Below are 1,966 nucleotides of genomic sequence, written 5' to 3'. Positions count from 1 at the left end.
GCCCACGAGCCGGGACGCCGAGCGCTCCCTGTCGCCGTCGCCGTCCGCCTCGACGTCGTCGGCCGCGCCGACGAAGACGCCCGAGAAGCCGGAAAAGACGCAGGAGAAGACGCCGGAACAGAAGAAGCCGGCCGCGACTCCCAGCAGGAAGCCGGAGAACACGCCCTCCCGTACGGCCACGCAGGCCCCCGAGAAGCCCAGCGCCCCCGCAGCTCTCTCCGAGGAGTCCGCCGCCGCGGCCCAGGTGCTCAAGCTGGTGAACGAGGAGCGGGCCAAGGTGGGCTGCAGCGCGGTCGCCGCGAACAGCGCGCTGACCGAGCTGGCGCAGAACTACAGCGAGGACATGCGCGCCCGGGGCTTCTTCGACCACACCGACCCCGACGGCAAGACGCCGTGGGACCGGGCGGAGAAGGCCGGGATATCCAACCTCGGCGGCGAGAACATAGCCCGCGGCCAGGCCGACGCCGCGGCCGTGATGGATGCCTGGATGAACAGCCCCGGCCACCGCGCCAACATACTGAACTGCGACTTCAAGACGCTGGGCGTCGGCGTCGAGTTGGGTTCGGGCGGCCCGTGGTGGACTCAGAACTTCGGCTACTAGACCCTCCCCGGTGCGCTAGGGCGCGCTAACCAAAAGTTAGCGCAACCTGTTGGCGAGCGCTGTGCTGGCGTATTCTTGGGGGATGACCACCACCCAGGAGCTCACGGAGGGGCTGGACGATCTTCCGTACAGCGTGTTCGCCAAGGCCTGCCCTTCGCGTGGCACGCTCGAGCACGCCACGGGTCGCTGGGGCGGCCTCGCGCTGAGCGCTCTGTACGAGGGGTCGCTGCGCTTCAACGAGCTGCGCCGCCGGGTCGACGGTGTGAGCGAGAAGATGCTGTCCCAGACGCTGCACGCGCTGGAGCGCGACGGCCTGGTCCACCGCGAGGCCCAGCCGACCAACCCGCCCCGCGTGGACTACGAACTGACGCCGCTGGGACGCGGAGTGGCCGAGCGGCTGCTCGCCCTGATCCACTTCGTGGAGGGCAGCATGGACGACGTCCTGGCCGCGCGCGAGCGGTACGACTCCGCTAGGGCGTGATCCGCGGCGGTCGCTGGCACTTCGGGCAGTAGTAGCTCGACCGGTTCATCCAGGGCCGCCGGCGCATCGGCGTACCGCAGCGCCGGCAGGGCAGGCCCTCGCGGCCGTACGCGTCGAGGGACCGGTCGAAGTAGCCCGACTCGCCGTTGACGTTGACGTAGAGGCTGTCGAAGCTGGTGCCGCCCACCGCGAGGGCGGAGTTCATCACGTCCCGCACATGGCCCAGGAGCAGCAGCGTGCGCGGACGGGTGAAGGTCGTGGTCGGGCGCTCGTAGTGGATGCGGGCCCGCCACAGGGCCTCGTCCGCGTAGATGTTGCCGACGCCGCTGATCAGCGACTGGTCGAGCAGGGCCCGTTTGATCGTGGACCGCTTGCGGCGCAACGCCTGGTGGAAGGCCTCTTCGTCGAAGAGCGGGTCGAGCGGGTCGCGGGCGATGTGCGCGATGACGTCGGGCAGGCCCTCGGGGGTGTTGTCGTGCAGCGACAGACCGCCGAAGGTGCGCTGGTCGACGAAGCGGAGTTCGGTGTCCAGGGCGTCCGTGAAGCGGGCGCGGATGCGCAGGTGCTTCTCGTCGGGAGCCGCGTGCGGCTGCACCAGTAGCTGGCCGCTCATGCCGAGGTGGGCCAGGATCGACTGGTCCGTGTCCTCCAGGGGCAGCCACAGGTACTTGCCCCGGCGGCTGGGCGTGCCGATGCGGTGGCCCTTCAGGCGGTCCGCGAAGTCGTCGCCGCCCGCGAGGTGGCGGCGCACCGCACGAGGGTGCAGCACCTCGACCTCGGCGACGGTCCGGTGGGCGACCCACCGCTCCAGGCCGCGCCGTACGACCTCGACCTCGGGCAACTCGGGCATGGGCTCCCCCGGTGTACGAACCGAGCGCCCGCCC

General features: G+C 70.8%; 3 protein-coding genes. 2 read left to right on the top strand and 1 reads right to left on the bottom strand.

The genetic code is table 11. The annotated features are described in order from the left end of the window. A partial coding sequence (locus ACFTZL_RS44370) for a CAP domain-containing protein (RefSeq protein ID WP_382596180.1) occupies window positions 1-601 on the top strand: 601 nt, incomplete at its 5' end. Between the two features lie 82 nt (window positions 602-683). Beyond that, on the top strand, window positions 684-1,082 hold the full coding sequence (locus ACFTZL_RS44365) for a winged helix-turn-helix transcriptional regulator (RefSeq protein ID WP_382496935.1): 399 nt from the start codon (window positions 684-686) through the stop codon (window positions 1,080-1,082). Here the strand turns inward: ACFTZL_RS44365 and mutM are convergent. Next, window positions 1,072-1,932 carry a bifunctional DNA-formamidopyrimidine glycosylase/DNA-(apurinic or apyrimidinic site) lyase gene (gene mutM, locus ACFTZL_RS44360; RefSeq protein ID WP_382596183.1) on the bottom strand — a complete coding sequence of 287 codons (861 nt, stop codon included), beginning with the start codon at window positions 1,930-1,932 and terminating at the stop codon, window positions 1,072-1,074. The genes ACFTZL_RS44365 and mutM overlap by 11 nt on opposite strands. Window positions 1,933-1,966: the final 34 nt, after the last annotated feature.

Source organism: Streptomyces sp. NPDC056948 (genome assembly GCF_042674225.1).
In the GTDB taxonomy this organism is placed as follows: domain Bacteria; phylum Actinomycetota; class Actinomycetes; order Streptomycetales; family Streptomycetaceae; genus Streptomyces; species Streptomyces purpurascens.
Note: the sequence above shows the minus strand (reverse complement) of the source record. Positions and strands in the feature narration are given on the sequence as shown.